Source organism: Arthrobacter sp. D1-29 (assembly GCF_054130585.1).
The window spans coordinates 1,991,143-2,014,588 of record NZ_CP096383.1; the positions used below are offsets into that span (position 1 = coordinate 1,991,143).

Here is a 23,446-nt window from a genome sequence, read left to right on the forward strand (position 1 = left end):
CTCGGGGTCGCTGGATTCCACAATGCCCACGTGGCGGCTTCCCAGCACGGTCTGGTCCGACCTTAATGAAGTAGTCCGGCGTCAGGAAGCACCAGCATATAGCCAAGGCGGTGCAGATCAATGCCAGGTCTGGCCGCAACAGCAGCGGCCTTCCTTGTGCTCCTGGATGACAAGGACCCGTTCCTCTCCGAGCCGGATGATGTCTTCGTAACTGAGCGTGGGTCCAGTGCAGCATCGGCGGCCGGCTGCCGGTAGGGGTGTCTTGGTGTATGTGGAAAACCGATTGGACTCTCGAATCCAGGCGCGGTATCCCCAACGAACTGTTGCTCGACCGCGCGATCAGGCCAGAAGAAGATCTGCCCTTGCCCTGCCGCGGCGCGCTGATCATGATGACACGGCATTCGAGTGTTGAGCCTCCACCGCCTCCTCGTCGAACTGGGCATCAACTGGCACGAGCTGATGGATCTCACCCGAAGGAAGCGCGAGGTACTGCACAGTATCGGGCGGATCGACGCGTGGAGGTGCCACCCGTTCACGAAAAGCTGTCTGCCGGCCAGCGATCGACTTCTTGGTCTTATGCCAACGACCAGTGAGCTCCAGCGTGGCGAGTGCCTCGGTGACCTGAGCCTCGCGGCTCTCAGCCCTTCTCACATCCGCTGCGTCTCGCTCAAGAGACTTTCGAAAGGCAAGGTATGGGTTGCCAGGATCGGCAAGCGCTGCTTTCGCGGCGTCGGCGAGAAGCGCTTTTCGTCCGAGGGCGACAGCGGCACGAGCGAAGTGAAGTTCGCGAAAGAAATGGTCGAGATCTTTCGTCTTGCCGCCGAGGGCTTTTTCCAGTTTGCGATAGTCAACAGCACCGCTGCCCACACCAGACTCCGGGAGTGACTGGATGGCAGACCAGGTTTGCTCCAAGAATATGTCCGCGTTGTGGAACTCCTCGCCGGCACTTTGCTGAACAACGTCCAGATCAGGAAGCCCGCCGTCGAGCATGGAACTGATTGCTTTGGACAGTCGTTTGTCCGTCGTTCGTTGGGCCGCAATACGCATGTCTACATATCGCTTCTCCTGACGTCCAAGGATTGTCTCGACCCGCCGCTGATGAACCCTCTGTTCCCGCTGGGCGAGCATGTCCAGAGCCATCACCGAGGCACCCACTGCCAAGATCGGCCAACCAGCAACCGCGGCACCTCCGACCCCCACCGGATACAGAACAGCCTGAGCTGAGATACTGGCGGGTCCGCGCGCGAATCCGCGGAACCCGCTGGTGCCAACCGCGCGAACAAGCTCGGCACCCTTCGGCAGCACTACTTTGAAAAGTGTGGCACTCTTCGGATCCACTGCACGGACGACGTTGGTGAGTGCCTGCTGAATGGCAGCATTCACTGGAACCGACTTGTACTTTGTTAGCTCAATGTCGGTGATCGGGTGGTACTCGAGCGCCATAGGAATTGAAGCGACCTCAAGTGCCTCCTCGACCGAAGTGGATGCGCCGGTTGCAGACAAGACAGCCTCTGGAACCAGGATCCCCGAAACGGGGAGAACCTGAACGGGTGCCAAGGTCTCCCTGGGCGAAGGCTCAGTCACCAGTGGGGTTCTTGCCACGTTGTCTCCGCGAGCACTTCTGTGCCTGCGAAGAGTGAGAGTAAGGAGCCCGCCAGCGGATACGACGACTGCGACTGCCAACGCGATCCAGAGTTCGGTCATTGCGACAGCCTAACGTGATATTCCAGACGATGTCTGCAGGTCAAGCCTCGCAACTCATGCAGGCTTAACCCGTTCAAACCCAGTCAAACCCTAAGAAGACGTGCAGTGGCAGCTAGGATGGCTTTGACCCAACGTTGCCAATCCCGACTGGAGGCTCCACCGTGGCCGAACCATGGCTGTCCGCCGATGGCATTGCCGCGCACCTGGGGATCACGAAGGACACGGTCTACACATGGATCAGTGACAAACGCATGCCGGCCCACAAGGTCGGCAGGCTCTGGAAGTTCCAGGCAAGCGAGGTAGACGAGTGGGTCCGCAGCGGAGGCTCTGCAGCATCGAGCGACGACGAGACGCCGAGCTGACGGCCGCACCTGAAGGAATACCTCTCTGACAACGCCAAAACTACTTGCCTGAAAAACTGAAAGGAGGGTTACACGTGATCGAGCAGCATGCCGAGGCGCAGCGCTATGCACTCTCATTTACCAGTGGTGCCCTCCTCATGCGTGAGGCGGCGATCATTGCGCCCATTTACTTGCGTGAACGCGACTGGGCAAGAGTTCGAACGGTGGTCGCGGGGGAGAACCTGCTTCAGGCTCGTACAGTTGCCTCTGGGCTCAGGCTTGCGCGTGAGGTTATCCAACGGCTCACCGTGCTGACCGACGACGAAATCAAGCTACTCATCGAGGGGACCTCTACCGAGCGCGGACACTTGATGTGGGCGGCGGCCTGCCGTCGATATGACCTGATTGGTGAGTTCGCTGAGGAGATCGTACGCGAGCGGTTCCTCTTGCTTACGCCGTCGCTCGATCTCAACGATTTCGACAGCTTCACGCGAAGCAAGTCTTTGTGGCACACGGAGCTGTCTGAACTCAAGGACTCCACGCGGCGCAAGCTGCGTTCAAACTTGTTCCGGATGCTTAATGAGGCAGGGTTGCTTTCCAACAGCGGGCACATACAGCCGGCGATGATGTCTCAAAGGGTGGCCACCGCCTTGGCCGCGCGTGGTCCGAATGACCTGCGATTCTTCCCAACCAACGATGCTGTTACTTCTGGGAGGGCCCAACCGTGACACGGACCGACCTATCCAAACAGGAAGAGCACCTGTTCGCAGTTCTCAGTGGCAGACGATTTCTCCAGATGGAGGGCCTGAGCAACGAGGTACCGTTCTTCATTTACCCCTACGACCCTGAGGATGCACTCGCGGTTGCGGGGTCGAAGAAGCGCATCAAGAATCGCCTGGCGAACAAGGGCATCGTCGTGCGCGAGGTCAACCTCTACGATCTGTCCGTGGAGATTCTTAAGGAACGCGGAGTCTGGGATCGGCTGATCGCGCTTGAACCCGAGCAGGACAAGGCGGATTTCCGTGAGTTGCTCCAAGGGATGCTCGATCCGCAGCTACACATCGCGGCCGCCATCCGGGCCAAGCTCGGCGAGGCTGACTTCGACATCCTCTTCCTCACAGGCATTGGTGAGGTCTTCCCATACATCCGCTCCCACAACGTGCTGCACAACTTGCAGAGCGTCGTGACTGACAAGCCGATGCTTACGTTTTTCCCAGGCCGCTATGAGCAGTCCGACACGCTGGGGTCGTCCCTGGTGCTGTTCGGTCGACTCAAAGACGACCAGTTTTACCGAGCCAAGAACATCTTGGAACAGGAGGCTTGACTTGATGAATCTGAACCAGATCTTCGCCAAGGACGTCCAGCGCCCGATAGAGGGAGTCATCAAGGCTGACGATGCCGCGCACCTGGGCACCGAAGTTGATGAGTACGTCTTGACCAACGAGGCGGCCAAGGGCATGGAGCTGTTGCTTGAGGCATACACGGACTACACCAACGCCAACGGCGTGTGGATCTCGGGCTTCTTTGGTTCCGGTAAGTCGCACTTGTTGAAGTTGCTTGCGCACCTCCTCGGCGACGTGGAAGGCCAGGACTTCCCTCGGGCACGTGTCTCCGAGAGTTTCCGGTCCAAGGCGCAGGATGCGTTTCTTCCGGCGCTTTTGACCAAGGCTGAGCGGATCCCGGCGAAGAGCCTCCTGTTCAACATCGACCAGAAGGCCACCCTTATTACTAAGGACCAGACCGATGCCTTGCTGAAGGTGTTCGTCAAGGTCTTCGATGAGAGCCGCGGCTACTTCGGTAACCAGGGGCACGTTGCCAGGTTCGAGAGGGACCTGGACAACCGAGGCCAGTACAAGGCGTTCAAAGCCGCATATGCCCGTATCTCCGGGCGCGACTGGACGCAGGGACGTGAAGAGGGCGTGCTCGAAGAGGTCAACGTGGCCAAGGCCTACGCCGAGATAAGCGGCCAAGCCGAGGGCACGCCGGCTAACATCCTCACCAAGTACCGCAACGAGTATTCGGTCTCCATCGAGGACTTCGCCGATGAGGTGAAAGCGTGGCTCGACAAGCAAGAAGACGGCTACCGGCTGAACTTCTACGTCGATGAGGTCGGCCAGTTCATCGGATCGAACACGCACCTGATGCTAAACCTCCAGACCATCGCCGAGTCGCTGAACACCAAGTGCCAGGGCCGGGCGTGGGTGTTCGTGACCTCCCAGGAAGACATGGACAAGGTCGTCGGTGACCGTACCAGGCAGCAGGGCAACGACTTCTCCAAGATCCAGGCCCGGTTCGCCACCCGTCTGAAGCTCACGAGCGCCGATGTGGAAGAGGTCATCCGCAAGCGACTGCTGGAGAAGAACGCGGCGGGCGAGGCCACGCTGAATTCGATCTATGCAGAGCAGCACGCCAACTTCAAGACCCTGTTCGACTTCGTAGACGGCGCGAAGACGTATCGCAATTACACCGACGAGGCGCACTTCGTCGGCACCTACCCGTTTGTGAGTTACCAGTTCCCGCTGTTCCAAGCGGCGATCGAGGGCATCTCCGACCACAATGTGTTCGAGGGGCGCAACAGCTCAGTTGGTGAGCGGTCGATGCTCGGCGTCGTGCAGCAGGTCGCTAAGGGCATCGGCGATGTCGAAGTGGGCAGACTGGCGACGTTCGATCACATGTTCGCGGGCATCCGCGCTTCGTTGAAGTCAGCCGCGCAGCGTTCGATCGACGTTGCCGAGCGCAACCTGGATAACGAACTGGCTGTGCGGCTGCTCAAGGCTCTGTTCCTGGTGAAGTACGTCGAGGGCTTCCACGCCACCCCACGCAACCTGACCGTGCTGGTTTACGACCGTTTCGGACTTGACCTGCCCGCCCTGGCCAAGCAGGTGCAGGAGGCACTGACACTGCTGGAGACGCAGACGTACGTGCAGCGCAACGGCAACCTATACGAGTACCTGACCAACGAAGAGCAGGTCATCGAGGAGGAGATCAAGAACGTCGATATCGATGCCTCGGATGTCAGCGGCCGGCTCTTCAAGATCATCTCCGGCGACGTGGTTCGCACGAGCAAGTTGCGCTACGCCAAGAACGGACAGGATTTCGGCTTCGGGTACAAGCTTGACGATCAGGTGTACGGGCAGCAGCGCGAACTGACCATGCACTTCATTACGCCGGAGTACCCATTCGGCCCCGAAGAGACCCGGATGCACAGTGCGGGCAAGGACGAGCTGCGCGTCATCCTGGAGCCCGATGAGCGCGCACTTTCGGACCTGCGCCTGCTGATCAAGACGGAGAAGTACACCAAGCGCAAGCAGACGACCTCGCTGTCCGCAATCGAGGACCAAATCCTGCGCTCGAAGGCGACGCAGAACGTCGAGCGGGAGAAGGAACTCATCGAGCGCATCCGCCGCGCAGTTGGCAAGGCGGACCTCGTGATCAACGCCGCTGGCGTAACCTCCTCCTCACAGGACGCCATCGCGCGCGTTACCGATGGCTTCCAGGACCTCATCAGCCGCACTTACACCCAGCTCAGCCTGCTTGGCGGTGTTGCGTACAGTGAGCAGCAGGTTGCTGCGTTCGCCAACCCCAACCAGTCAGGCATGATCGACGATTCGTCGCTGTCGATGCTTGCTGTACCAGGTGACGAGGTGCTTTCGTTCCTGCTGCAACGCGACCGGCTTGGCGAGCAGGTAACGGTCAAGACGATCGTGGATGCATTCCAGGCCAAGCCCTACGGATGGGATCTCGCCTCGATAGAGGTCGTCATCGCCTGGCTCGTTGGAAACTCGAAGATCACGGTTACCGTCGATGGAAACGTGCTGAAGCGGACCGAGGTAGCTGCCGTTCTGCGCAATACGCAGAAGCACTCGCATTCCGTGCTTGCCCCTCAAAAGCTCTTTGACGAGCGCAAGGTCGCGACGTTCCGCAAATTCTGCACCGACTTCTTCGACGAGGCCACCCCACCGAAAGACCCGCTGGAGCTGGCTCGGCACGGCAGCGAAAAGCTCGGGGCAAAGCTCGACGAGTTGAGAGCGCTGGTGAGCGGATCGAAATACCCATTCGTGGAGCAACTGGCTGCCCCCATCGCCCTGCTCGAACAGGCTGTGGGCAAATCTGACGAGTGGTACCTGACTGAATTCATTCTTGGCGACGAATTGCTCGACGCCAAGGAAAACGTAATCGACCCTATTCAGTCGTTCCTGGGCGGCGGCCAGAAAGTCATCTACGACGAGGCCGTAGTACTGCTCACCTCGAACACGAACAACCTCGGATACCTGCCCCCAGGAAGCGAGGCCGACGTGAGGCGACTCCTGGACGATCCCAACGCCTTCCGGGGCAATCGCATGACCCAACTCAAGCAGGCCGCAGACGCCCTTGGGGCGAAAGTCGAGGACACGCTCGCCACCCATCGCAGGACGGTCATCCAGGACATCGAGGGACGCAAGTCCGAGGTACTCGCCAGCGCCTACTACGGCAATGCCACAGAAGAAGCGCAGCAGCGGGTCACCCGTACAATCGACCAGATCATCACCCACTTAGGCAGTGAGCGGCAGATCGCGCTCATCCGCGAGCAGGGTAATGGCTTTGAGGAGCGGACCTATCCCGAGCTGCTCGACCAGCTCGCATCCTCTGCCCGGTCGACGGGCGGCACGGACAGTCCGGAGCCCACACCAAGGCAGACCGTCTCGGTCAAGACGATCACAGTGCCCGGTGCCCACGGTGTGCTCGAGAACCTGGACGACGTCGACCGCTACCTCGATGCGCTCCGCGGTGCGCTGCTGAACACGCTCAACGACGGAAAGAGAATCGCGCTCTGATGGAAACCGCACCGCTGAAATCGTTCGCCACATGGGCTCGCACTGCACTCATCCGAGAGGTGTCGGCCCGCATCTCGGTCGTCCTGGCTTCGCAAGAGCTGCGCCTGGAGCAGCCTAACGCCGTCGCTGCGCTGGAGAAGGCCGTCAACGCTGCTGGCGGTGGTGACAAGGGCCGTGACGTAGTAGCAGACAAGGTTGCCTACACATGGTTCAACCGCATCATAGCGCTGCGGTTCATGGACGCCAATGGCTACACAGGCATCGGTGTCGTCTCGCCCGAACGGGGCCGCGAAGGAGGGCAGCCCGAGGTTCTTGCCGAAGCCAAGCGCGGGAACATCGACAGCGCGGTGGTTACGAACAAGCGCACGGCGGAGACCGTCACTAGTTTGCTCAACGGCATGCGCCGCAGTGACGACCCGCAGGGCGAGGCGTATGCGCTGTTGCTCGCGGAGTACTGCCGCCATTGGAACCGCTCAATGCCGTTCATGTTCGAGCGGGAGGGTGATTACACCGAACTGCTCATCCCCGCGAACCTGCTTGCCGACGATTCGGTCATGGCACGCGCCGTCCACGTGCTCACCGAGGATGTCTGCCAGGATGTCGAAGTCATCGGCTGGCTATACCAGTTCTACATCTTGGAACGTAAAGAAGAGGTATTTGCCGGTTTCAAGAAGAGCACGAAGGCCGGCGCGGCTGAGATCCCTGCTGCCACCCAGCTCTTCACGCCGCACTGGATAGTCCGCTACCTCGTCGAGAACTCACTCGGAAACCTCTGGCTGCTCAACCGGCCCACCTCAGGCCTGGCCGACCAAATGGATTACTACATCGCCCCGGTCGAGGAGACGGATTACCTGAAGATCTCCAGCCCCGAAGAGCTGAAGATTATCGACCCCGCATGCGGCTCTGGCCATATGCTCACTTATGCGTTCGACCTGCTCTACGCCATTTACGAGGAGGAAGGCTACGCGCCATCCGACATTCCTGGTCTGATCCTTGCCAACAACCTCTACGGCACCGAGATCGATCCCCGCGCGGGAGCATTGGCCGCTTTTGCACTCACCATGAAGGCCCGCGCCTGCCAGCGGACGTTCTTTAGCAAGCAGGTCCAGCCGAATATCTGCGTGCTTCAAGCCCTCTCATTCACACCAAGTGAGCTGGAAACGCTCGCTATCCCCCGTGAAGGTGAGGAAGTGTTCTGGAACCAGTTCCAGTATGCCGACACATTTGGATCGCTAATCCGACCTCAAGAGGATCTACTCAATCAGATGTGCGCGCACATCGGCATAAAGGATCTTGGTGATCAAGACCTGTGGATGCGCGACCTTATGGAGCGCGCCCAGAGAGTCGTGCATCAGGCGCAATATCTGTCGAAGCGATACCACGTGGTTGTAGCGAATCCACCTTATATGGGATCGAAGAATATGAGCGCTGGATTATCTGACTGGATCAGAGCTGAGTACCCGGACGTTAAGTCAGACTTATTCTCGGCTTTTTTCTACCGGTGCTTAGACTTGGTCCTTGAGCAAGGACAGCTCGGCTTCATGAGCCCCTTTGTTTGGATGTTCATTTCCTCCTACGAGAAGCTTCGACGACGGTTTGTGCAGGACCAGACCATCACTTCGTTGATTCAGCTCGAGTATTCAGGGTTTGAAGGTGCGACGGTTCCTGTCTGTGCCTTCACCCTGGAGAAAGGGAATAAGGAATACCGTGCAGCATTCGTACGACTTAGCGATTTCGTTGGGTCAGCCCAGCAGGCACCTCGGGCACTCGAGATAATCAAAGCTGGCATAGCAAACGAACGGGGCGTGACGAGCGATACGAGCACCATGTCGCGGTACTTTTACCGGGCTACAGCTAAGGACTTCAACTCAAGCCCGGCTTGCTCAATAGTCTATTGGTTGTCGGATGATGCAAAAAAGCTCCTTCAAAGTGCTCGGACGGTCGGAGATGTCTTCGAGGTAAAAGCTGGAATTTCAACAGGGGAGAACGAAAAATCTTTCCGCCACTGGCATGAAGTATCACTTAGCAGGACCTCTCTGTCCGGAACGAAAACTTCGGAATGGTATCCGCACAACAAGGGTGGTGCCTTTCGCAAATGGTACGGGAACCTTCAATACGTTCTCCGATATTCACCTGCTGCAATTGCAGACATGCGAACACGGCCTGGTTTTCGCCATGACGGCCGTGAATATTACTTCCGGCCACATGTTGGTTGGTCACAGATAACTTCCATTGACTCCAGTTTTCGTATGTACCCGGCCGGGATGACGTTCGGCTCTGGTGGACTGGGAATTTTCCATGCGGACGAATCGGCTCTGTTGAAAGTTTTGGCATATCTCAACTCGCCAATAGCCCGGGAACTCATTGGTGCGCTAAACCCGACCCTTAACGTCTCGCCGGGGGCGCTGGCGTCGCTCCCCCTGCCGGAGCTCGGCGAGGTTGACCTCGAGTTAGTCAGTCAATTGGTGGACAGTCAGCGAGCTCTCTGGGACGCAAACGAGTCCTCCTGGAACTTCCAAACGTATGAACTCGTCCGCGCGCGCCGCTCTGATTCCCCGCTGAAAGATGTCGCTGTTGAGGCAGTGGAGGAACGATCCCGTCTACTCCTAAAGGTGTCGAAGCTCGAAAATGATCTGTTCGCATCTAGTGGGTTTGGTTTCGCCGAGCCCGTTGCTAATCCCGGTAGCGGCGTTCGGGAAAGCTCAGATACGACGGTTCTGCAGACCATGCGTGATCTTGTGTCATACGCCGTGGGTTGCATGTTTGGTCGCTACAGCATTGATGAGCCTGGCCTGATTCTCGTGAATCAGGGCGAAACGCTTCAGGACTACCTCGCCAGAGTCCCTGTCTCAACGTTCCTCCCAGATAAGGACAACGTGATCCCGGTCGTCGATGGGGACTGGTTTGAAGACGACATCGTGGAGAGGTTCCGGCACTTCCTGCGCCTTGGGTTCGGGGACGAGCATTTCGAGGACAACCTGCGGTTCGTTGAAGATACGTTGGGGAAGGACATCCGGAAGTACTTTGTGCAGGACTTCTATAAGGATCATGTGCAGCGGTATAAGAAGCGGCCTATTTATTGGATGTTCTCGTCTGCGAAGGGCAGCTTCAGCGCGCTCATCTACATGCACCGATACACGCCTTCGACCGTCTCAACCGTCCTGAACGAGTACTTGAGGGAGTTCAAAGCAAAGCTGGATGCCAGTCGCCAGCACCACGAGCGCCTCGCTGCAGGCACAGGTGCACCACGCCAGCAGGCCGCCGCCCAGAAAGAGGTCGACCGTCTGCGCAAGGTGATGCTCGAACTCGACGAGTACGAGCACGACGTGCTGTACCCGCTGGCGACTCAACAGGTGCAGATCGACCTCGATGACGGTGTGAAGGCGAACTATCCGAAGCTCGGTGCTGCCTTGAAGAAGATCCCCGGACTAGAGGCCAGCGATGAGTGAGACATCCGCCGTCAGGCCCCATCTGGAGCGTCGCTTTGAGGTGCAGCGTGTGGTGTTCTGGCACGACCCCGATGGTGAGTACGCCGCTGACCTCGACACGCTCGGCCTGGAGGACGTGCAGACTTTGCGCGTCAATAACGACGAGTATGCGGTAAAGAACCGGCTGCTCCACCAGGAGCCCAAGTCGAAGTTCCTTGTCTATCGTTCGGGTGCTGTGCCGACGGGGATCGGCAATTGGCTGTTGGACCTGGAGCTTGCGTACGGAGTGTTCACAGCAGACCGGACCTCGCTAGTGCAGCAGGAACTCGGGCTCCCCGCCGACGATATTGGCGAAGTCGTGCTGGCGCATGAGAGCTTCTTTCGCGCGGCCAAGCGCATTCAAGACCTGAAGAAGCTGCTGGACGCCGACGATGACGCCCGGCTGCTGCAAGCCAAGATGTCAGCAATTCTGCTCGGTCAAAGCGAGCACAGCCTACTGGAGATCACCCGCACTCTGCTGATCGAGAACGCCGGCGGTGCGGACGCCAAGTACGGTGCCCTTGCCGAGCACGGCCTCGACGAGTTCTACTGGCAAGGCGTGGAGTCGATCTATGGCTACATGTCACCAAGCCCGAGCATCGCCGATTTCGTTCTGTGGGTTTTCCGGCAGGCCAACGCCGGATTCAAGTCAGAACGACCCGGCGGCTTGCGCAACATCCAGCTCGACTTCGGGAGCTTTCGCTACGACAGGCGTAGCCAGGAGGCATTGACAACGCTCGCGAAACGCGCAGCGCGAGATCTGGACTATGCCAGCACCATCGAGGACGCAAGCTTCCGCGATCTGTTGGGCAACGACCTTTTCGAGGAGACTGACCGCAAGATCATCAGCGATCTGGCACGCGCGGTCGCTGAGCGAACGGTCACAGGCCGCGAGGTTACAGAGGTAATCCGCAGCCGTCAGAGCAGCATCTGGGTCGACGGGTACCGGAAGCTATACACAGCGATCGGCTGCGCCTCGGAACTCCTGACCGTGCTTGGCACGCTTAACCTGTCGATGCAGTCGCTCGATGAGGGATTGGAGCGATACCGGGGTGCCTGGTTCCGCATCGATCAGCTCTACCGACAGTTCACATATGCTGCCCGCACAGCAGAGTTCCCCGGCCCGCTGGAGACCCTGCGTACCCAAGTGGAGAAGTTCTACGCCAACAAGTTTCTCTACGAGCTCGGTAACACCTGGCAACAGCAGGTCGATGGCATCGACCAGTGGCGTTCCACATTGCTCCGGCCCCAAACCTCGTTCTTCACCGACCACGTTGCACCCATCACGCGAGACGGCCGGCGCAAGGCCGTCGTCATCATCTCGGACGCCCTGCGGTACGAGATCGCTGACGAACTTGGCTCACGCATCCGCCAGGAAGACCGCTACGATGCGGACCTGAAAGCCATGCTCGGCGTGCTGCCCAGCTACACCCAACTGGGCATGGCTGCACTGCTGCCACACAGCACGATCGGACACTCCAAGGACGGGGATCCTGTTCTGGCCGATGGTCAGCGCACAGACGGCACCGTGAACCGCAGCAAGCTCCTCGACGCCGTTGACGGGAAAGCGATTCAAGCTGAGAACGTCTTTTCCCTGACCCGGGACGAGCTGCGGGAGTTGTACCAGCAACATCAGGTGCTGTACGTCTATCACAACCGCATCGACGCGACGGGTGACAAGGCCGGCACGGAACGTCAGGTCTTTGAGGCCGCCGAGGACACGCTTCGCGAACTGGTCGATCTTGTTAAGCGATTGACCAACGCGAACGCGACGAACATCCTCATCACGGCGGACCACGGCTTCCTTTTCCAGGACACGGCACTCGATGACGCCTTCTATCTATCGACACTGCCGCAAGGCGACGATATCAAGGTGATCAACCGCCGTTACGTCCTCGGTCACGGCTTGAAGGAAGTCCCCGCGTTCAAGACTTTCACGTCAGGCCAACTCGGCCTCGATGGAGACCTGGATGTGCAGATACCAAAGTCGATTCATCGGCTGAGGCTTCCAGGCGCAGGGTCGCGATTCGTCCACGGCGGTGCGGCCTTGCAGGAGATCGTCGTCCCAGTACTGGCGATCAACAAGAAGCGCAAGAGCGACGTGCGAACGGTCAACGTCAAGATCATGCCCGAGTCGGACAAGATCACGACAGGCCAGCTGGTCATCAAGTTGTTTCAGGCTGAGCCGGTGAGCGAGAAGGTTCGCCCCCTTGTGTTGCGCGCAGGGCTGTATGTCGGCGAGATCCTCATATCGAATCATCTCTCGCTCACGTTCGACCAGGACTCGACAGACCAGCGTGACCGCTACCAGAACGCGCACATGCTGCTGAGCCAGGACGCAAACGACTACAACAACCGCCCGGTCGAGTTCCGGCTTGAAGAACTCATCCCGGGCACCAATCAATGGCGCGGCTACGCCAAGGCGTTCTACACGCTAAAGCGATCGTTCGCCTCGGACTTCGATTTCTAAGGAGAGAGGGCGACTATGAGCGAAGTGAGCGAGGTAGGTCCAGAGATAACCGCTGGGATCAACACATCAGCAGATGCCACCCCACTGCAGAGCGACCTGGACCGAAAGATCAACCAGCTCTTCCCCGGGGTTGTAGTCCGCAAGGACCTGGTGAAGGCGGTCAAGGGCAACGCCATTGTGCCCTCCTACGTGCTGGAGTACCTGCTCGGCCAATACGCGGCATCTGACGACGAAGCCACCATCCAGGCAGGCATCGACACGGTGCGCAAGATCCTCGCCGAACACTATGTGAACCGGAACGAGTCCGAGCTCGTGAAGTCCACGATTCGAGAGCGCGGGCGGCATCGCATCATCGATAAGGTTACGGTCGCGCTCAACGAGAAAGATGACGTCTACCAAGCCGAGTTCGCCAACCTCGGCATCAAGGGCGTACTCGTCGAACCTGCAACGATCAAGGCTCACCCGAAGCTGCTCGTCGGCGGTGTGTGGTGCATCTGCGACATCGAGTATTTCCACAGTGACGATGCCCGCATGGTGCCGTGGATATTGGGGTCGATCAAGCCCATCCAGTTGTCCAGGTTCGACTTTGAGTCCTATCTCGCGGCACGGGGCGAGTTCACAACCGGCGAGTGGATCGACCTGCTCGTGCAGTCAATAGGGTTCAATCCCGAACTTTTCGGGCACCGCGCCAAGCTCATCCAGCTCGTGCGGCTCATCCCGTTCGTCGAGCGCAACTACAACCTCGTTGAACTCGGCCCCAAAGGGACCGGCAAGTCACACATCTTCTCTGAGTTCTCACCCCACGGCATGCTCATCTCCGGTGGCGAGGTCACGGTCCCGAAGCTGTTCGTCAACAACTCCAACGGCCGCATCGGGCTGGTCGGCTACTGGGATGTAGTCGCGTTCGACGAGTTCGCGGGTAAGAAGAAGCGTACCGACAAGGCACTCGTCGACATCATGAAGAACTACATGGCGAACAAATCGTTTTCCCGCGGCGTCGAGACGCTCGGCGCGGAGGCGTCAATGGTGTTCGTCGGCAACACTTCGCACACCGTGCCCTACATGCTCAAACACTCCGACCTGTTCGACGAGCTTCCCGAAAGCTACCACGACTCGGCGTACCTTGACCGCCTGCACCACTACATCCCCGGGTGGGAGGTCGACACCATCCGCGGCGAGATGTTCTCCAACGGGTACGGGTTCGTTGTCGACTACATCGCCGAGGTGCTCAAGTCGATGCGTTCGGCAGACTACTCCGACCGCTACCAGTCGCACTTCACACTCTCATCGGACATTTCGACGCGAGACCGCGACGGCATCCACAAGACCTTCTCCGGCCTGATGAAAATCCTTTACCCGCATGGGGAAGCGACACGCGAAGAGATCGAAGAGATCCTGCAGTTCGCCATCGAGGGCCGCAAGCGGGTCAAAGACCAGATCCTCCGCATCGACTCAACGATGGCAAACGTAAAGTTCGGCTACCTCGACAAGGCCGGTACATGGCATTCAGTCTCTACGCTTGAAGAGGATGAGTACCCGGCGTACTACTACCGTGAGCGCCGCGTAAGCACAGACGCGGAGGAGGCAACGGGCGATCCAACTGGGCACGCCGCGGCTTCTGCGGAAGACGGTCAACCAATTGCGCCCTCGCCAGCCACCATAAAACCGCTGTTTGAGGGTCACCAGGAGTTCCAGGAGAACCAGCGTGGAATCTCCTTCGAGACTCTCTTGGTCCCGTACCTGCGCGGAGCCACGCAGATCACCATAACTGACCCTTACATCCGGCAGTTCCACCAGGCCCGTAATCTCATGGAACTGATCGAGTGCATCGCGGCCACCAAGGACGCGGCCGACGAAGTGAGTGTCCGGCTCGTTACTTCTGAGAACACCGAGGGACAAGACAAGCTCCGCAAGCAGTACGAACTACTGCTGAAGGTCAAGCAGGGAGCCTCTGTCGCCGGCATCAACGTCGACATCGTCTTCGACGGAGCTATCCATGATCGGTCCATCCTCACCGACACCGGATGGAGGATCCTGCTCGGCCGCGGGTTGGACATCTTTCAGTACATCACGGGCGATGCCTTCGAACTTGCCACTAAGCTTCAGGAATATCGGCAAGTCAAGGCCTTTGGCATAACTTACATCCGAGACGACGCGTGAGCTCAGCGCGTTACTAATGTGTCCGGCAGACTTACCCAGGCCCGGTGGCTGAGTTTTGCGCAGTTCCCAATTGCGTTACGCGATCCCGGATGTCAGCAAGCGGTTCCGTCAACTGGTCTGCCATGCCGGCCAGATGCACGAAGGCCTCGGTGCCTAGCAGCATCAAGCTTGGCAGCATCGCGCCGAAGCGATTGTGAGGGGTTGGTTCCATGTGAAGATGCATTCCGGGCTCATCAGGGTCGAACTCGACATAGGCTTCTGAACGGGTCAGCGTTGCGTGGGATTCTTGGGTGTCCGTAAGCCAGATTTGGAAAAGAATCTGGTAATCGGGGATGTCGTTCATCAAGGACTTGAGGTCTTTGAAGGAGACGCTGTCCGATCCGGGATCCGCTTCGGACTTTAGTAATTCGATGATATCCAGCGCGCCATCGGGTAGAGGGGTGCCGGCCTCTGCCGCAAGTGTGATGTTGCCCAAGCTATGTTTGCGCTTGTTCAATGCTGCTTCGACGAATCTGCGGGTGTCGACGGTGGTGGCCCAGTGGAGCCTGATGACGTGTTCAACGACGGAGCGTCGGAGCGGAGCGCACTCGACGCCGAATCCGCGCTGTTCTAAGAGCCTGATGGCCTCGGCAGTGCGTAGGGTTCGCATAAGCCACCCCCACGCGATGCCGACGGCACGGACCGCGGCCTCGTCATCTCGGTTCCAGTCATCAATCGGAGTCGGACGCAGCGGCGGTAACTTTTCGATCATTGTTCTGAAGTCCGCCAGGATTTTGTCTTCTTCGCCGTCACCCGGGCTCTTCGTGGTCGCCATGCTTCAAGACTGACGCCCGATTTGGCCAGCCGCAATTCACGACAGCGGGTGATCCCCACAAGGTCTTGTGCAAAGCGCGGCAGCCTCCAAAGCGCTGCCGGCACCACTGGGACGAGTTGCCGGTCGTCGTGGCATAGAGATGAAGCTGTGCACGCCGTGGTCCGGACACACGAAATTATGTGGATGCCAACCCGTCACCTCTGCTCGGCTCGGGCAGGCAGTCGCCGCCGCACATGTGTCCCATCCGGACACGACCAAGCGACAGGTCACTAAAGCTGTCGCGCCCGGCTCGTGACGTAAGGTGTTGCAGTGTCTGATTTTGCTCTCGACTTAGCTGCGGAGACAACAGTTTCCCTGGTGCCGGCTTCGCGTGCTTCCCTCTCGGCCATGAGCTGATCGGCATGGGCGCGGACCGTGACCCGGCGGTCCGGCTGGACGATGTTTTGCTGATCCGCCATGCCTTCTTACCCGGTGACCCCACCGCGCTGCGTGGCCCCGAAGACTTGACCGAGGAACGGGTCATCGCCTACACCAGGGAACAGGGGCTCTCACCCCGGCAATTTCCCGCCAACCCTCCTCGCCTGGACAGTCCGGAATCGCTATGCTGCCGAGCCAGACGGACAGGCTTGACGCCTGGTACGAGTACTCGCGTGGAGACCGGACACTTGCAGCCGAGAAGCCCCAACAGCCGATCCCAGCGGGCCTCGCGGGCCTACTTGACTCGCTCAACGAACACCGCCCCTACGGTTGGCTTTCAACCAGCATTGACCTTCTCGATCTCGACGGACCACTCCGGCGAGAAATTGGGGTTCTACTCCTCACGTTGCGTCGAGAGAGCCGTATGGACGGACAGATGCACAGCAAGTTTGTCGGATTCGGCATTGCGGGACCGGGCAAGCGCCGGGGCACGCTGTTCCTCAGCTTCGCTCGGGGCGTCACCCGGGACGCTGCCGTCCGGGAGGCCAGCTTGCGCATGCGATTGCGGAAACACGCCCTACGTCTCGACTACCTAGCGGCGATTGGCGTTTGGGATTCCATTGAGACCTTTAACATCTTCGTGTTCAACGACGAACCATGGCAGCCGAATCCCGGCCTCGATGAGCTCGCGAGGCGCGCAGGATACGAGATAGCCGAACCAGCTACATAGGACCTTCAACTCCGACCGAAACGTTCCCGCGGGCTGGGCCTGGACTCTTTATCCGGGGAAGTCTTTCGGGTCCGATCTGGTTTCTCCCGTCCAGCATTGTCCGTTCCAGTTAGTGGACATATGGTGATCGCGGTGGAGTGGACTTGTTTGTGCTGGATTCGCAGGCTCCCCGTTCATGAAGCACTGGATGGGCATCGAGGTGGGGCAGTACAAGTCCATCAAGTCCATCAACCCGGGTAAGCACTGGGATGAGGCTGAGCTGCAGCAGTACCGCAGCAAGCTGGCAGGATTGAAGGACGAGTTCGCTTCCAGACCTGAATGGCACGAGGCGATCATGGGCAATATCGACAGAGTATTGGAGCACATGAAGTGATCGAGTTCATTGAGGTTCAGTCCAAGGAGTCTCTTGGAACAGTAGAGCTCAAGGACGGGAAGCTGGTCGGACCGATCCATCTTCAGTCCATGATCCAGGCGTGGCTGCGCCAGGAGAAGAGCCCGGAAGAGTTCATGGAGTTTTACGGCGGGGATGGCTGGTCCAACGGCTACATCTACTCCCAGGTCGCCAGCGGTGAGGCCAAGGCTGCCGCCGAGGAAGTTCCGGTCGAGGAGATGCGTGCCCGTATCCGTACCTTCGCGCAGAACGACGAGGAGCTCTCACCGGTGACGGTGGTTGAGAAGCTGCGGGACATCGTGGCTGAGGACGTGAAGGCCCATCCGGAGGTGGGTGCCGCCGGAGCCGAAGTCATGCGGGAGATGGACAACTACGTCGAGCTGATCACTGAGGCGGAGACCGACGAGGACGTCAGGGACATCATCGAGGACATCCTCGAAGAGGTGCCTGTCGCGGATTACGATGGCGCTGAGGATATCGTGGATTTCCTGGAGGCTTTCCTCGAAGGCGGCGAGAAGCCCGTCAAGGAAGAGAAGCCTGCCAAGGAAGAGCCCGCCAAGACGCTCCGAGTTACGTTTCCGCGCCCTATCAAGAAGTAGGTGTTGTGCTCGTTTACGAGCACAACATCGATCCATCACAGGTCTATGTCCATAAGTATGCAGGTGGTGCGAGGTCAACGCTGGCGTGGAATCTGCGTGTCTGAGAGGGCCTTGAATGGCTTCCGGGGGAGTGGCTATCCGAGTCCATCCTCGATGTTTGGATGCTCACAGCTGAATATGCGCGCGAACTTGTTCAGCCGTGCTGCTGGACGTCACGCGCTCACCCGGACGGTCTGGGCGCTGGTTCCCCACGGCTCTGGTGTGCTCGCGCTTACCGGCCGGTGGCCAGCACCGGAATGCTCGCGCCGATCATTGTGCCGACCGAAGAGGCGAGCACCATTGGTTAACGTCAGTGCCAGGATCACATCTCGGCGCGCGACACTCTGCGCAGGGAGCGCGGGGCGAACGTTGCCGCAACGTAGAGTTTGGGGCGTGGGACACAAGGAGCCGATGTCGATCGCTACAGCGCTGCGACAGATCCAGGAGCGTAAGCTCATCCTTCCGGCGATCCAGCGAGAGTATGTCTGGAAACCTTCCCAGATCATCCGCGTGTTCGACTCCATCATGCGCGGCTACCCGGTTGGGAGCTTCCTCTCGTGGAGGGTGCGTCCGGAGACGGTCAGCAAGTTCAAGTTCTACGGATTCATGAAGGACTACAGCGCCTTCGATAACCGGCACAACCCGGTGATTGACATACCCACCGACCGTGAGGTCGTCGCCGTCCTTGACGGTCAGCAGAGATTGACCTCACTCAACATCGGACTTCGTGGTACCTACGCTTATAAGGTCCATGGCGGCTGGTCGAACAAGCCATGGTCCTACCCCGAGCGGCGTCTCTACCTGAACCTTCTGGGAGAAGCCCCCGAGAATGAGTTCGGCCTCAAGTACCACTTCCAATTCCTGACCAAGGACGACCTCGACGCAGCGGTGGCCGACGAGAGCAAGTCGTGGCTCCCGGTGTCCGAGATCTTCGGCGCAGCCGAACCAGCAGTCATGATGCGGATTCCTGCGAAGTACGGCGTCGGGAACAACGAGGCAGCAGTCGATCTCGCCGGGAAGCTCTGGCAGGAGATCCACCACAGCGCCAGCCTCCATTTCTATGAAGAAGACGTGCAGGACATCGAACGTGTCCTCGACATCTTCGTGCGAGTCAACTCCGGCGGCACCGTCCTGTCCTACAGCGACCTGCTCCTGTCCATCGCAACAGCGCAATGGGAGGGCGATGCTCGTGCCGCTGTCCACGGCCTGGTGGACTCCCTCAACCAGACAGGCAACGGCTTCAACTTCTCCCGGGACACGATCCTGAAGTCAGGGCTGGTGCTAGCGGACGTCGGCGACATCGGATTCAAGGTCAAGAACTTCACTACAGCCAATATGGCGAAGCTCGAGGCCGGCTGGGATGTCATGAGTACATCCCTTCACGTCGCGGTCGGGCTTCTCAGCGATTTCGGGCTGTCAGGCGGAGCACTCACCGCGGACAGCATCCTTATCCCGGTCGCCTGCTACGTGCACCGCCGGAGGCTCGGGCACGCATACCGCGAGTCGCCTACGTCCCGCGAGGATCGTGAAGCCCTTCGGTCATGGGTTCTGCGGTCCCTCATCGTGCGCGGTGTCTGGGGCTCTGGCCTGGACACTTTGCTCCGCGACCTGCGCGAGGTCATCAAGTCCCAGGGTAGCTCGGCGTTCCCGGTCGCGGCGATCGAACAGGCGATGGCACTTCGCGGCAAGTCGCTCGCGGTCACAGATGCCCTGGTCGACGACATCTTGAGCCTGGAGTACGGCAAAGCTCGAACCTTTGCAGTGCTTGCAGCCCTGTTCCCGCACGTCGACACGCGCAACATGTTCCACGTCGACCACGTGTTCCCAGCCGCACGGTTCGACAAGAAGGTACTGGCGAGCCACAGGAACGCCGACGGCACACCTCGATTCACCGCCGATTCTATCGACGAGCTCGTCTCGCTACGTGACCGCCTGCCGAACCTGCAACTGCTCCCAGGGCTCGAAAACATTGGCAAGTCTGACAAGGCACCGGACGACTGGCTTGCGGCGGAGTTTCCATCCCCAGATAACCGCAGCGCGTTCCTCGCACGGCATGCTCTGCCGTCGCCGCTACCGCACTCCGTGGACGAGTTCACCGCGTTCTTCGAGCAACGGCGCGCGAATCTCACGGCTCGTATGCTCGACATGTTCAAGATCCGTAGTCCGGAGCCAGTCGGGGCTTACACGGGCCCTCCGCCCGCTGACCTGGATGAGGAACTCGCTGAAGGCGACTACGAGGACTGACCCCAAGAGCTATGACCGGGCCGTGTCACGGCGGGCTGCGCGAGCGCGCTCGATCCAGTTCAGTCAACCTGTCAGCGCGACCGGTCGACCCGGCCGGCGACTATTCCTGCCCTCGGTGCAGCGCGTTCTTCCTCTTTTTTACCCATCTACATATAGCGGTTTTCCGGAATTACGAGCCACTCCGCTGTTGTGGATTCGCGTTCAGCTCGCTGTAGCATAGCGCTAGGACCCGCAACCGCTCTATTATTCACGGCCCATCAAGGTCCCAGCAGACAAAGTAGCTAAATAGGGGACGCCCTATCTGAAGTCTGAGTATTGACTTCAGGTCAAAGCCCCAGATCGGATACAACTTGGGATTACTGGAGAAATTGTTAGTGAGCGGTGGAGTTGCCTTAGCTGGCGTAGCAGCCAGAAGGATCTATCTTGATGCTCAAGAGACCAGGCGTCGAAGAAGCTCTCCGTTGCAATTCAACGATGCTCTAACACCGGTGGACTTCATTGAGATAGTTCAAGAAGCCGCACGACGCACACCGCGGGTCAGAGACTCAGTAGTCACTGGTATGACCATTGTTCTCCATGTGAAGTCCAATACTGGCCTCTCCATTTGGAACGCGGAAGTCGACTTCAATGACTATGGTCACCTAACGGGTACCTACTGGCTGAACACCGAAAATAGTAAATCTGCGGTCCCCAAGCATTTTGCCGATTTAGTTCAAGCAGAAATTAAGCAACGCATCCGTTAATCAATAGGGGGAAATAGCGCAACTACTCATACGTAGCTGAGGAGAGCATGCGGGGTGAAGCGGCATCCTTAGTCGGATTGGTTGCCGTTGCCCCCGCATTCATATTCACTAGGTTAGCGGGCGAAAGTTGGGGAATGGGTGTCGTAGCCCTGTTACGAGTGTCTGCCAGGAACCAGTACCAGTGGCCAAAAGAGCTGTACATTATGGTGGCCTTGTTGAATTCGCGAGGAAAGCTCGGCCTGACTCCTGCCACAAAAACTCATCGGCACCGATCGTTCCCACCACTGAACGGTAGATTCCTTCGAGGACAAAGTTGCTTCGCGCCGGCAGTCAACCCTTGGCTGAGCGTGGCCAACACGCGGCGCATGCGCAAACTTGCTTGGCACGAGGCTCCCCGTCGAAGATATTCGAACATATGTTCTATAATAAGTCGTGATCAAGCGAGGTACTCCTGAGGACTCTGAGCGTATGTTCGCCCGGATCCAAGCGGAAGAGAGCCGACCGATTGATGACCCGGCTCCCATCAGAGAGTTCCCGAAGTATGGCCGGCCCATGGTCTATGTGAGCGGCATCTATGGCAAAGCTGTGGGCTGGACCCGGAACTATGGCTTGATTGAATGGCTCGACTCATCCGGCAAATACCACGTGGGTTGGGCGCATTCGTCCAGCATCAAGCGGGTGAAGCCTGAAGAGTGGAAGGGCGGCGGCGGGCTGTAGCGAGCGTGAGCGTCCAGCGAGTCGATGCGTCTAGTTTCGCTATTTGTTCATACCCCCAGCCAAGTGGCCCGCACATAGGATGAACCGGTGACCGAAGAACCCAAGAAGCACCGATTCCTGACCATCGAGCAGGCAGCCGAGGAACTCAACGTGTCCCACAGCCAGATCCGGGCACTGCTGAAGATAGGTGAGCTTCGCGCCATTCAGGTCGGCGGCAGGGGCATGTGGCGTATCGGCGTCGAGGACATGGAGGACTACATCGCCGAGGCGTACCGGCGCACTGCCGAACGGATCGCCGCCGGCGAGATCGTTGACGACGGGGATCAGGACAGCGAATAGTCGGTTCAGCCCCTTCTCAACCGGTCAACCGTCCTCCTCCCACTGCCCTGTCCACCGGCGTATCAGCTGGAAGGGGCAGCACCGGGTGAATGCGCGAATACATACCCTTGCTGAAGTGAAATGACCTGCGAAGAGTACATCGGCACCGCAGCCTAAGTTGATGCAACAAGTTCCATAGTGGGCAAGGCTGCACTTCTAACGCAATCAGCGTGCTGAGAAGACACGCCAGGGCAGCTGCGTCATCCTGTCAGTGCTCGGGAGCACCATGGTTCTATGACGGCACCAACGGTGGAGGCGGCGATCCATGAGCTGATGGATTTCTGTTGGAATGTTGTCTACGACCTGCTGGAAGTGCGGGGCCTGCTCGGTGACGGCTTGTTCGTCGAGGAGTACACCGGAATCCACTCCTGGGTGGAGGAGTGCACCCGCTATACCGTGGTGCACTCCCGGACAGTTGCTGTCTTGTTTGTGGACACGCGGCCGGTGGACGCCATCGTGTTCCACCACGACCTCCTAGGCGCAGACGACCCAAAAAGCTACTTCAGCGTGCCTCAGTAAACGACGCTGAGGTGTCTGCTTTGTTTTGAGTGGCGACAAGATCACCTCTTTGCTGCCTTCTGCCTTCCCTGCCGCCATCCGGGGATCACAGCATCCAGCTGGGTCCTTTTCGCCGGATCAAGCTTGCCGGCGCGGTCGTTGATGCGTTGGACATGCAGCCATACGCCAAGCATTCGTTCTAACGGATCGTTGGTTTTGTTGTGCCGGGGCCAATCGTTGCCGGCTCCCCGGTACTCAGCGACCTCAGTAAGGCGCTGTTTCCAGCGCGCTTCGTCGTCAGCCTGTTTCGTCGATGGTTTCCGCCAGTCAGGGACCATGTCCAGGGCGTCAGCGTAGGCAGGGGAGAGGGTGCCCTGCGCTGCTTCCTTACGGCGTCGATGCAGCCAGACCGCCAGTGCCTTTTCGCGGGCCGAGCGGCTGAAGATCGGCAACCGGCCTTCGGTCTTGTAGAAGGCGATGATGTCCTCCAGATTCCGCCGGCCTGCTGCTGTCAGACGCGGGAGTGCGGCGGGAAGCGCCGCCTGATGCTCAGCCCTGATGCGGGTATCCAGCTTGGCGGCAATGGCCAGGTGGTACCTGACCGTGGTTTCAGCGACGCCGGCGACCGCTGCGATTTTCGGCGTGGGTATGCCTTGCCGGTACATCAGCACCCACTCAGGATCGGGCGCGGTGCGCTTGGTCTGGGTCATTCGCTTGCCAGGGTCATCACCGCAGGGGGTCGTCCTTGGTCCGTCCAGCCTGCTTCAGCTCAGCGATCCGCAGCCGAAGGAACACGATGACGAGGACCAGGGCGTATACCGCCAGTCCGGCCAGCACGACCGTAAAGATCGCGTACACAGCACCAATAACACCGAAGGCCGGACTTGCATTCACTGGATTCCCCCAAACGGCAGTTCGGC

Annotated in this window: 21 protein-coding genes; 16 read left to right on the forward strand and 5 right to left on the reverse strand. The window is 59.1% G+C overall.

Annotated elements, in window-relative coordinates:
* The first annotated feature begins 120 nt into the window (after window positions 1-120).
* A complete protein-coding gene (locus M1E17_RS09255) occupies window positions 121-255 on the forward strand; it encodes a hypothetical protein (RefSeq protein WP_457966853.1) in 135 nt (44 codons plus the stop codon).
* A 129-nt stretch (window positions 256-384) separates the two neighbouring features.
* Here M1E17_RS09255 and M1E17_RS09260 read toward each other — a convergent pair whose 3' ends face one another.
* A complete protein-coding gene (locus tag M1E17_RS09260; protein WP_457966854.1) occupies window positions 385-1,584 on the reverse strand; it encodes a hypothetical protein in 1,200 nt (399 codons plus the stop codon).
* Between the two features lie 281 nt (window positions 1,585-1,865).
* Here M1E17_RS09260 and M1E17_RS09265 point away from each other — a divergent pair, with 281 nt between their 5' ends.
* From M1E17_RS09265 to brxL, 7 genes are all read left to right on the forward strand, one after another.
* Window positions 1,866-2,066, forward strand: coding sequence for a helix-turn-helix domain-containing protein (locus M1E17_RS09265; protein ID WP_347783594.1), 201 nt, complete (start codon window positions 1,866-1,868; stop codon window positions 2,064-2,066).
* 74 nt (window positions 2,067-2,140) lie between these two features.
* Complete coding sequence (locus tag M1E17_RS09270; RefSeq protein WP_457966855.1) at window positions 2,141-2,773, forward strand: DUF1819 family protein; 633 nt, start codon at window positions 2,141-2,143, stop codon at window positions 2,771-2,773.
* Window positions 2,770-3,369: a DUF1788 domain-containing protein gene (locus M1E17_RS09275; RefSeq protein WP_457966856.1), complete on the forward strand. Its 600-nt coding sequence runs from the start codon at window positions 2,770-2,772 to the stop codon at window positions 3,367-3,369. Before M1E17_RS09270 ends, M1E17_RS09275 begins: the two co-directional genes overlap by 4 nt.
* 4 nt (window positions 3,370-3,373) lie before the next feature.
* Window positions 3,374-6,859: a BREX system P-loop protein BrxC gene (gene brxC, locus M1E17_RS09280; protein ID WP_457966857.1), complete on the forward strand. Its 3,486-nt coding sequence runs from the start codon at window positions 3,374-3,376 to the stop codon at window positions 6,857-6,859.
* On the forward strand, window positions 6,859-10,308 hold the full coding sequence (gene pglX / locus M1E17_RS09285; protein ID WP_457966858.1) for a BREX-1 system adenine-specific DNA-methyltransferase PglX: 3,450 nt from the start codon (window positions 6,859-6,861) through the stop codon (window positions 10,306-10,308). The genes brxC and pglX overlap by 1 nt, the downstream gene beginning before the upstream one ends.
* The gene (gene pglZ / locus M1E17_RS09290) at window positions 10,301-12,796 is read left to right on the forward strand and encodes a BREX-1 system phosphatase PglZ type A (RefSeq protein ID WP_457966859.1); all 2,496 of its coding nucleotides are present in this window, start codon (window positions 10,301-10,303) and stop codon (window positions 12,794-12,796) included. The genes pglX and pglZ overlap by 8 nt, the downstream gene beginning before the upstream one ends.
* 15 nt (window positions 12,797-12,811) lie before the next feature.
* Complete coding sequence (brxL, locus tag M1E17_RS09295) at window positions 12,812-14,956, forward strand: BREX system Lon protease-like protein BrxL (RefSeq protein WP_457966860.1); 2,145 nt, start codon at window positions 12,812-12,814, stop codon at window positions 14,954-14,956.
* Between the two features lie 31 nt (window positions 14,957-14,987).
* Here brxL and M1E17_RS09300 read toward each other — a convergent pair whose 3' ends face one another.
* Together M1E17_RS09300 and M1E17_RS09305 are read right to left on the reverse strand one after the other, a co-directional pair.
* Window positions 14,988-15,770 carry a DUF5677 domain-containing protein gene (locus tag M1E17_RS09300; protein ID WP_457966861.1) on the reverse strand — a complete coding sequence of 261 codons (783 nt, stop codon included), beginning with the start codon at window positions 15,768-15,770 and terminating at the stop codon, window positions 14,988-14,990.
* 269 nt (window positions 15,771-16,039) lie between these two features.
* Window positions 16,040-16,228 (reverse strand): hypothetical protein, encoded by a 189-nt coding sequence (locus M1E17_RS09305; RefSeq protein ID WP_457966862.1) that lies wholly within the window; start codon window positions 16,226-16,228, stop codon window positions 16,040-16,042.
* A gap of 395 nt (window positions 16,229-16,623) precedes the next feature.
* On the opposite strand from M1E17_RS09305, the gene M1E17_RS09310 reads away from it, so the two are divergent.
* The 8 genes from M1E17_RS09310 (at window position 16,624) to M1E17_RS09345 (ending at window position 22,547) form a co-directional block, all read left to right on the forward strand.
* Window positions 16,624-16,917 carry a hypothetical protein gene (locus M1E17_RS09310; RefSeq protein ID WP_457966863.1) on the forward strand — a complete coding sequence of 98 codons (294 nt, stop codon included), beginning with the start codon at window positions 16,624-16,626 and terminating at the stop codon, window positions 16,915-16,917.
* Between the two features lie 175 nt (window positions 16,918-17,092).
* Window positions 17,093-17,290, forward strand: a complete 198-nt coding sequence (locus M1E17_RS09315) for a hypothetical protein (RefSeq protein WP_457966864.1) — start codon at window positions 17,093-17,095, stop codon at window positions 17,288-17,290.
* Complete coding sequence (locus M1E17_RS09320; protein WP_457966865.1) at window positions 17,287-17,907, forward strand: hypothetical protein; 621 nt, start codon at window positions 17,287-17,289, stop codon at window positions 17,905-17,907. Before M1E17_RS09315 ends, M1E17_RS09320 begins: the two co-directional genes overlap by 4 nt.
* A 450-nt stretch (window positions 17,908-18,357) precedes the next feature.
* Window positions 18,358-20,190, forward strand: a complete 1,833-nt coding sequence (locus tag M1E17_RS09325) for a DUF262 domain-containing protein (protein ID WP_457966866.1) — start codon at window positions 18,358-18,360, stop codon at window positions 20,188-20,190.
* A 374-nt stretch (window positions 20,191-20,564) separates the two neighbouring features.
* Window positions 20,565-20,933 carry a hypothetical protein gene (locus M1E17_RS09330; protein ID WP_457966867.1) on the forward strand — a complete coding sequence of 123 codons (369 nt, stop codon included), beginning with the start codon at window positions 20,565-20,567 and terminating at the stop codon, window positions 20,931-20,933.
* A 468-nt stretch (window positions 20,934-21,401) separates the two neighbouring features.
* Window positions 21,402-21,650, forward strand: coding sequence for a hypothetical protein (locus M1E17_RS09335; protein ID WP_457966868.1), 249 nt, complete (start codon window positions 21,402-21,404; stop codon window positions 21,648-21,650).
* Between the two features lie 87 nt (window positions 21,651-21,737).
* Complete coding sequence (locus M1E17_RS09340; RefSeq protein WP_457966869.1) at window positions 21,738-21,989, forward strand: helix-turn-helix domain-containing protein; 252 nt, start codon at window positions 21,738-21,740, stop codon at window positions 21,987-21,989.
* 273 nt (window positions 21,990-22,262) lie between these two features.
* Window positions 22,263-22,547 carry a hypothetical protein gene (locus M1E17_RS09345; RefSeq protein ID WP_457966870.1) on the forward strand — a complete coding sequence of 95 codons (285 nt, stop codon included), beginning with the start codon at window positions 22,263-22,265 and terminating at the stop codon, window positions 22,545-22,547.
* 41 nt (window positions 22,548-22,588) lie between these two features.
* Here the strand turns inward: M1E17_RS09345 and M1E17_RS09350 are convergent, their stop codons facing one another.
* Window positions 22,589-23,236: a helicase associated domain-containing protein gene (locus tag M1E17_RS09350; RefSeq protein WP_457966871.1), complete on the reverse strand. Its 648-nt coding sequence runs from the start codon at window positions 23,234-23,236 to the stop codon at window positions 22,589-22,591.
* A 16-nt stretch (window positions 23,237-23,252) separates the two neighbouring features.
* A complete protein-coding gene (locus M1E17_RS09355) occupies window positions 23,253-23,420 on the reverse strand; it encodes a hypothetical protein (protein ID WP_457966872.1) in 168 nt (55 codons plus the stop codon).
* Window positions 23,421-23,446: the final 26 nt, after the last annotated feature.

What these genes read in the sequence shown, in the direction of transcription:
- M1E17_RS09315 (WP_457966864.1), top strand. Translation starts at nt 17,093, where the DNA reads ATGAAGCACTGGATGGGCATCGAGGTGGGGCAGTACAAGTCCATCAAG.
- M1E17_RS09335 (WP_457966868.1), top strand. Translation starts at nt 21,402, where the DNA reads ATGTTCGCCCGGATCCAAGCGGAAGAGAGCCGACCGATTGATGACCCG.
- M1E17_RS09300 (WP_457966861.1), bottom strand. Translation starts at nt 15,770, where the DNA reads ATGGCGACCACGAAGAGCCCGGGTGACGGCGAAGAAGACAAAATCCTG.
- M1E17_RS09305 (WP_457966862.1), bottom strand. Translation starts at nt 16,228, where the DNA reads ATGGCGGATCAGCAAAACATCGTCCAGCCGGACCGCCGGGTCACGGTC.
- brxL (WP_457966860.1), top strand. Translation starts at nt 12,812, where the DNA reads ATGAGCGAAGTGAGCGAGGTAGGTCCAGAGATAACCGCTGGGATCAAC.
- M1E17_RS09325 (WP_457966866.1), top strand. Translation starts at nt 18,358, where the DNA reads ATGTCGATCGCTACAGCGCTGCGACAGATCCAGGAGCGTAAGCTCATC.
- M1E17_RS09345 (WP_457966870.1), top strand. Translation starts at nt 22,263, where the DNA reads ATGACGGCACCAACGGTGGAGGCGGCGATCCATGAGCTGATGGATTTC.
- pglX (WP_457966858.1), top strand. Translation starts at nt 6,859, where the DNA reads ATGGAAACCGCACCGCTGAAATCGTTCGCCACATGGGCTCGCACTGCA.
- M1E17_RS09255 (WP_457966853.1), top strand. Translation starts at nt 121, where the DNA reads ATGCCAGGTCTGGCCGCAACAGCAGCGGCCTTCCTTGTGCTCCTGGAT.
- M1E17_RS09350 (WP_457966871.1), bottom strand. Translation starts at nt 23,236, where the DNA reads ATGACCCAGACCAAGCGCACCGCGCCCGATCCTGAGTGGGTGCTGATG.
- brxC (WP_457966857.1), top strand. Translation starts at nt 3,374, where the DNA reads ATGAATCTGAACCAGATCTTCGCCAAGGACGTCCAGCGCCCGATAGAG.
- pglZ (WP_457966859.1), top strand. Translation starts at nt 10,301, where the DNA reads ATGAGTGAGACATCCGCCGTCAGGCCCCATCTGGAGCGTCGCTTTGAG.
- M1E17_RS09310 (WP_457966863.1), top strand. Translation starts at nt 16,624, where the DNA reads ATGCACAGCAAGTTTGTCGGATTCGGCATTGCGGGACCGGGCAAGCGC.